Source organism: Streptomyces sp. SID5785 (assembly GCF_009870065.1).
GTDB lineage: Bacteria > Actinomycetota > Actinomycetes > Streptomycetales > Streptomycetaceae > Streptomyces.
The window spans coordinates 1-5,968 of record NZ_WWIA01000503.1 but is presented as its reverse complement, the minus strand read 5'-3'; the positions used below and the strand labels follow the sequence as shown (position 1 = coordinate 5,968).

At 74.4% G+C, this 5,968-nt stretch carries 6 protein-coding genes; all 6 read left to right on the top strand.

Going from position 1 to position 5,968, the window contains the following annotated elements:
- Positions 1 to 2,388 (top strand): ATP-grasp domain-containing protein (locus tag GTW43_RS16475; RefSeq protein ID WP_161302788.1); only part of this gene is annotated, 2,388 nt, incomplete at its 5' end.
- Entirely contained in the window at positions 2,385 to 3,200 is an 816-nt protein-coding gene (locus GTW43_RS16470; protein WP_161302787.1) for a hypothetical protein, read from the top strand. The genes GTW43_RS16475 and GTW43_RS16470, both read left to right, overlap by 4 nt.
- A complete protein-coding gene (locus GTW43_RS16465; protein WP_161302786.1) occupies positions 3,201 to 4,493 on the top strand; it encodes a hypothetical protein in 1,293 nt (430 codons plus the stop codon). It abuts the gene before it with no gap.
- Positions 4,490 to 5,482: a cysteine synthase family protein gene (locus GTW43_RS16460; protein ID WP_161302785.1), complete on the top strand. Its 993-nt coding sequence runs from the start codon at positions 4,490 to 4,492 to the stop codon at positions 5,480 to 5,482. Before GTW43_RS16465 ends, GTW43_RS16460 begins: the two co-directional genes overlap by 4 nt.
- Positions 5,473 to 5,694, top strand: coding sequence for a tautomerase family protein (locus tag GTW43_RS16455; RefSeq protein WP_161302784.1), 222 nt, complete (start codon positions 5,473 to 5,475; stop codon positions 5,692 to 5,694). Before GTW43_RS16460 ends, GTW43_RS16455 begins: the two co-directional genes overlap by 10 nt.
- 74 nt (positions 5,695 to 5,768) lie before the next feature.
- Positions 5,769 to 5,968 (top strand): hypothetical protein (locus GTW43_RS16450; protein ID WP_161302783.1); only part of this gene is annotated, 200 nt, incomplete at its 3' end.

Below are 5,968 nucleotides of genomic sequence, written 5' to 3'. Positions count from 1 at the left end.
TGGTCGATCTGGGACCCGGCGCAGCAGTCGCCGGAGTATCTGCAGGACGTGGCCCGGCACTCGGCCGAGCTGCTGCTGACGGACTTCGCGGACGAGGACGCGCTGCGCGCCCTCGTGCGCGAGACGGCCCGCGCGCACGACGTCGCCCACGTGCTGCACCTGGGCAAGGAGCAGACGATGCTCGCGACCGCCGAGGAGGCCGACGCGCTCGGTCTCGCGGTCAACCCGCCCGAGGCGGTGCGCCGCCTCAACGACAAGGCCGCGCTGCGGGAGCTGCTGGCCGCGCACGGGATCTCGCCGGTGCGCACGGCGGCCGCGGACCACCCCGGCGAGGTGTCCGCGCTCCTGGACGGCTTCGGGTACCCGGCGATCGTGAAGCCGACCCGGATGGCGGGCAGCGCGGGCGTGCGCCTCGTCCACGACGCCGACGGCCTGCGCGCCTGGCAGGACGAGGTGGCCCGCTTCTCGTACGAGGGTCCTGTGCTGCTCGAGGAGTTCCTTGAGGGGCCCGAGTTCAGCGTCGAGACGCTCACCGCGGACGGGGTGCACCACGTCGTCGGGATCACGCAGAAGCAGGTCGCGGACGGGCCGCTGTTCGTGGAGAGCGGGCAGCTGTTCCCCGCGCCGCTGAACGCCGGGACCGCGTCCGGCATGGAGCAGCTGGTCGTCGCGCTGCTTGACGCGGCGGGCCACCGGTTCGGCCCCGCCCACACCGAGATCATCCTGACGGCGGCCGGGCCGCGGGTCGTCGAGTCGCAGGCCCGCCTGGGCGGCGACCGCATCCCGCAGCTGATCCGGATCGCCGCCGGCTACGACATCGAGGCCGCCGTCTTCGAGGCGCTCGCGGGCCGCGACGTCCCCCCGCGACCGGCGACGCGGTCCGCGGCCATCTCCTTCTTCGAGCTGACGCCGGGCGAGATCGGCGCCGTCGAAGGACGTACGGAGATACGGGACCTGGCGTACGTCCACGACCTGCACTTCCCCTACGAGCCCGGTGACACGCTCCCGGTGACGGTGCACTCGGGCAGCCGGCACGGCTTCGTCGTCGTCGACGGCGCCGACGCGGGGCAGGCCCAGGAGCGGGCGGCCGCGGCCAAGGCGCTGCTGCGGGTGACGCCGCCGGGCGCCCCGGCCCTGGTGCCCGAGCGGACCCTGCTGGTCCTCGGTCATCTCACCAGGCCGCTGCGCGTCGCCAAGTCGCTGGGCCTGAACGTGATCCTGATCCAGCACAAGGAGAAGTTCGACGCGGAGCAGGCGCGGCTGGCCGACGTCACGTTCGTGGCGGACTTCACGGACTGGGCGGTGGTGGAGCCGCTGGCCCGTGCCGCGCAGCAGGCGTGGGGCTTCGCGGCGGCGGTGTCGCTGACCGAGCCCGGGCTGGAGATCGCGGGCCGCGTCAACGACCTCTTCGGTCTCGGCGGCACCGGCCGCGAGACGGCGCGGCTGCTGCGCGACAAGCTGGCGATGCGCCGTCATCTGGCGGAGCACGCGCCGCGGTTCGCGATCGGCGCCGAGCCGCTGACCGGCCGGGAGAGCCTCGTCGCGTTCGGCGAGGCGCACGGCTACCCGTTCGTGGTGAAGCCGGTCGACCTGACCGCCGGGTTCGGCATCTTCAAGGTCACGGGCCCCGCGGACGTCGAGGAGGTGTGGCAGCGGATCGGCACGGTGCGCGGCACGGGCATCGACCGGGGCAACGCCCTCTTCCAGGTGCAGGACTACCTGCTGGAGGAGTACATCCCCGGGCCGGAGTTCAGCATCGAGTCGTTCAGCTTCGCCGGGCGGCACGTCGTCGTGGCGATCACCGAGAAGCTCGTCGACGAGACCCACTTCGCGGAGCTGGGCCACGCCCTGCCCGCCCGGCTCGACCCGGCGGACGAGCGGCGGATCGAGGAGGCCGTGCACGCCTTCCTCGACGCGGTCGGCCTCCAGGACGGTCCCGCCCACACCGAACTGCGCCTGTCCCCCCGCGGCCCCCTCGTCATCGAGGGCCACAACCGCAACGGCGGTGGCCGCATCCAGAGCCTGGTGCGGGAGGCGTACGGGATCGACCTCGTGCACTACACGCTCGCCTGGCCGTTCGGCCTCGTCGCCCCGCTCACGGAGCGGCCCGCGGCCCGTGCGGCGGGCTGCGTGCGCGGCCTCGTCGCGGACCGGCCCGGGGTCGTCGAGCGGATCGAGGGCGTCGACGCACTGCGGGCCCATCCGGCGGTGCACGCCGTCGACATCTCGGTCCACGAGGGCTCCGTGGTGCGCGCCGCGCAGGACAACTGGGACCGGCTCGGCCTCGTCACGGTGACCGCGTCGGACACCGACAAGGCGGTCCTGCTCTGCGAGGAACTGACAGCGACCCGCCTGACCGTGCGGATGGCGGGAGAGGAACAGGCATGACAGTCGTGGTACTGCACCGGGCGGACCTCGGTGCGCTCCCCTACGGGGACTGGCTCGACGGCGTGGACGCCGGCGGGGGTCCGGTCCTGCTGACCGAGCCGGGCACCCCGGCGCCGCCCGCCCCGTGGGCCGACGTGCACCGGATCGACCGGTTCGCACGGACGGCCGGGGTCGAGACGGCCGTGCTCGCGGCGGCCGCGCACACCCCGGTCACCGCGGTGATCGCCCTGCACCCGGACGACCAGATCCGGGCCGGCGCGCTCCGCGACCGGCTCGGGCTGCCGGGCCAGGGCCGGGACGCGGCCGTGTTCGGCGCGGACACGGTCCGGGCCGCCGAGGCGCTGGCCGCACACGGGGTGCCGGTGGTGCCCCGGGCCGCCGCCGGGCGGATCAGCGACCTGTACCGGGCCGCCCACGCCTGGGGCTATCCGCTGGCGGTCCACCGGCGGCGCGGCGCCGACCGGCCCGTGGTCGCCGAACTCGCCGACGAGGCCGCGCTGCGCGCCTTCGCCCGGGGCGGCATCGCCGAGGGCAGCGGCGGCGCGACGGCCTCGCTCACCGTCGGGCCGCCCGTCACCGCCCACCGGCACACCGGGCCGGGCACCCCGGCCACCGACGCCGCGCTCGCCGTGCTGCCCGCGGACCCGGGGCACCCGCTGGAGGTCGGAGCGGTCCAGGACGCGCGGGGACGGTGGCGGGTCGACACGGTGCGCTACGTCGGTCACGTCCGGCCCACCGGCGCCCTCGTGCGCGGCCAGGCGGGCCGGCTCGGGGCGTGGCCCGCGCACCACGCGATCAAGGAGACGGTCTGAATGAGTGTGCTCGTCCTGCACCAGGTCGGTTCGGTGCACGCCACCCCCTACGACCGGTGGTTCAGCGACCACGAGGGCGGCGTGCTGCTGCTCACGAGCCGGGAGAACCTCGACCGGGTCGGCGAGACGCTGCCGGCCGCCGGGGACGGCTACGTCCACACCGAGGCGGTCGACGGCTACGACACGGAGGGCACGCTGGAGGAGCGCGCCCTGGACCTCGCCCGCGCGCACGGCGTCACCCACGTCGTCGCCGGTCACGAGCGCGACCTCGAACGCGCCGCCGCGCTGCGGGAGCTGCTCGGTCTGCCCGGCCAACTCCCCGACTCCGTCGTGCCGTTCCGGGACAAGGCCGTCATGAAGGAGCTCGCCGCGGCGGGCGGGGTCCGGGTCGCGGCGCACCGTGAGATCGAGACGGCGACGGACATCCTGGGCTTCGCCGAGGAGCACGGCTTTCCCGTGGTGCTCAAGCCCCGGGACAGCGCGGGCTCGGTGGGCCTGCACATCCTGGAGACCCGGGCCGAGCTCGACACGTACCTGGCCGAGGACTTCGACCTCTACGGCCCGGACCAGCCGAACATGATCGCCGAGGAGTACGTCCCCGGCCCGCTGTGCCACGTGGACGGGCTGGTCCTCGACGGGCGGCTCGCGCTGGCCTGGCCCTCGCAGTACCAGTACCCGCTGGCCACGTTCGCGACGGACACCGGGCCGCGCATCGACCTCACGCTCGACACCGCCGACCCGCTGGCGCACCGGCTGCTCGCCTTCACCGAGGAGCTGCTCGGGGCGCTGCCCGGGCCGGAGAACTTCGCCTTCCACGCGGAGGTCTTCCACACGCCCGGCGACGAGCTGGTGCTGTGCGAGATCGCCTGTCGCACCGGGGGCGCCGCGATCCGGGACATCGTCGCCCTGCTGTTCGGGGCGGACCCGACGGAGAACTGGCTGCGTGCGGAGGTGGGGCTCCCCGTCTCCGTGCCGCGCGACGTATCAGGGCAGCGCCCGGGGCCCCGCGTCATGACGGGGCAGATGGTGCTGATGAAGCGGCCGGGACGGGTGGTCGCGGTGCCGGACGGGCCGCCCGACTGGCCCTGGATCGAGCGCTTCCGGGTCTTCGTGGAGCCGGGCCGGACCATGGCCGCGGCCCGCACCTCCTCCGACTTCCTGTGCACGGTGCTGGTCTCGGGCCGCGACCGAGCCGAGGTCGAGGACCGGCTGCGGCGGATCGAGTCCTGGTTCCTGGACCGGCTGCACCTCGAGGACGTCGACACCGCCCCGCGGCCGGAGCCGCGGACATGACCGCGCACCCGGGCACGGACGGGCTGCCCGCACCCCGCCCCGTCGCGGACGGCATCGCCGACCTGGTGGGCGGCACCCCCCTGGTCCGTGTGCGCGTCGGCGACGGCGACGCACAGGTCCTGGCCAAACTGGAGTCGGCCAACCCGCTGTCCAGCATCAAGGACCGGGCCGCGCTGTTCATGCTCGACGCCGCCGCGGAACGCGGGGAACTGCGCCCCGGCGGCACCGTGATCGAGGCGACCTCGGGGAACACCGGGATCGCGCTCGCCGCCCTCGCCGCGGCGCGCCGCCACCCGTGCGTGATCGTGCTGCCGGACAGCGCCACGGCCGAGCGGATCGCCCTGCTGACGGCGCTCGGTGCCGAGGTCGTGCGGACCCCGCGCGAGCAGGGCTACCAGGGCGCCATCGCGAAGGCCGAGGAGATCCACGCCGCCACCCCCGGCTCCTGGTTCACCTGCCAGCACGAGAACGAGGACAACGTACGGGCCCACTACGCGAGTACGGGGCCCGAGATCTGGGCGGACACCGGCGGCCGGGTCGACGTCCTGGTCTGCGGGGTCGGCACCGGTGGCACCCTCACCGGCATCGCCCGTTACCTCAAGGAGCGCGACCCCGCGGTGCACGTCGTCGCGGTCGAGCCGGAGAGCTCCCCCGTGCTGTCCCGCGGCGCCGGCGGCCAGCACCGCATCCCCGGCCTGAACGGCGGCTTCGTCGCGGCCACCACCGATGTCTCGCTCATCGACCGGGTGATCACCGTCTCCGACGCGGACGCGCTGCGCACCGCGCGGCAACTCGCCCGCGAACAGGGTGTGTTCGTGGGCATCTCGTCCGGTGCGGCGGTGCACGCCTGTGCGCTGCTGCTCGAGAAGCCCGGGTTCCAGGACGCGACCGTGGTCACGGTGCTGCCCGACACGGGCGAGCGCTACCTCAGCGTGTGGGACGAGAACCCGTCCCCGAACGACGACCGAAGGAGTCAGCCATGCCCGTGATCACCGTCGACTGGTGGCAGGGGAACGACCGGACGGCACGGGCCGAGCTCGTCGCCGAACTGACCGCCACGACCGCGCGGATCGCCGGATGCCCGCGGGAGGCCGTGACCGTCCTCGTGCGGGACGTGGCACAGGAGTACTGGGGCAGCGGAGGCACGCTCGCCGACGAACCTACCGACCGCCGGTATGCGGACGGTACGGGAACGGGATGAGCGCTCTCCAGGATGAGGGACATCGAGCGCGGCGCCCACGTCCGCGCACCGGATCGACCCTCAGGGAGACAGCGATGCGCACCACGACGGCCGGACTCATCGGGATCGCCGCGACGGTGGTCGCCCTCGTGTCAGGGGTCGCCACGACGGCGCACGAGCAGCACGGACCCGCGGCGTCGTCGGTCGTGCGGGCGAGCGAGGTCGGCCCGGACAGCCCGGTCGTGAACAGCGAGGTCGGCCCGGACAGTCCCGTCGTGAACAGCGAGGTCGGCCC